The sequence below is a fragment of the Leisingera sp. F5 genome (assembly GCF_001593695.1).
This window is the reverse complement of record NZ_LUKH01001077.1, coordinates 1-1,298: the sequence shown is the minus strand read 5'-3', so window position 1 is coordinate 1,298 and position 1,298 is coordinate 1. Positions and strand designations below refer to the sequence as shown.

Below are 1,298 nucleotides of genomic sequence, written 5' to 3'. Positions count from 1 at the left end.
GCAGCCATTCGTTCAGCTCCCCCAGCAATTGCACCTCGCGCGCCAGCCGCAGCTGCTCATCCAGAATGCCGCGCTCGTTTTCAAACCCTCCCAAAGATGCTGCCGCAGAAAAATTCTTTAACTCTTATGGCAGATTAACGGTACCGAAATTAATCCGGCCTACGCTTGCAGGGGCGCACAGCCGCATTAACATAAACTACCTTTGGCGCCGGAATATGAAAAATAAATTGAGATCCAGCCTTGCTGAAAAGATCCGCAGCATGTCGCTGATCCTTGTCCTGATCGCGGCGGCAGCGGCTTCGGCCTGGGCCGTGTTTGCAGTGCCGGAACCGACCGTGGACAGGATGATTGAAAACGATCTCCGAAAACAGTCGGAGCATTGGCAGCGCAGAGTTGTACTGCATATGGCCAATGTCGAGGAAGCCTTTGAAGACGGGCTGATTCAACCCGAAGATGCCCGGGATCTTCTGCTGCTGCCCGATGAGACTGATGTGTTCCGGTTTCGGCTGCTGACCAGCGAGGGGGAGATTTTCTGGTCCACCCGCAGTGATGAGATTGGCGAATATGAGACCAACGCCTTTTTCAGCACTCAAGTGGCCCGCGGAGAGGTCTATTATATGCACGAGCCGCTGCCAGCGTTTGAGGTCGACGGGTTTCCGCTGCAGACCAACGGGTTTGACAGCAGCATCAGCCGGGAGGTTGCACAACTTTATGTGCCGCTGGTTCACAACGGGCATTTTGACGGTGCCATTGATTTCTACACAGACATCACCGACCTGCGGGATACGTTCATCCGACGCGTCCGGCTGTCGCTGATTGTGCTGACCTCCATCGCGCTGATAACGATGGCAGTGGCGGTGTATGTGGTGTTCCGAACCAACCGGTTCAGCATGAACCAGCTGCGCCAGCGCAATGAAACCGAGCGCGGCATTCTGGATGAGCAGCTGCGGCTGGCGCGCGAGGTGCAATTGCTGGGGGAGCTGAACGAATGGCTGCAGTCCAGCCGTTCATTGGATGAGCTGTTTGATATGGTCGCCCGCTTCATGACTCATATCCTGCCGACGGCTGAGGGCAGCGTCTACGTCTATTCCAATTCGCGCGATGTGCTGGACGGCTGTGCCAGCTGGAACGGCGGCAGCCACAAGGACCACATCCACCCGGAGGAATGCTGGGGCCTGCGCCGGGGCCGGACCTATGAATTCGGATCGTCGGAGATTGAATTTGTCTGCGAGCACGCCGAGCCGCATGACGGCAGGCGCTATTACTGCTTTCCGATCCTGGCCCATGGCGAGACCGTC

The 1,298-nt window shown here is 57.2% G+C and carries 1 pseudogene; it reads left to right on the top strand.

The features are described from left to right. Window positions 1-260 precede the first annotated feature (260 nt). Window positions 261-1,298: pseudogene (locus A2I95_RS39015) on the top strand (GGDEF domain-containing protein); the annotation flags it as partial.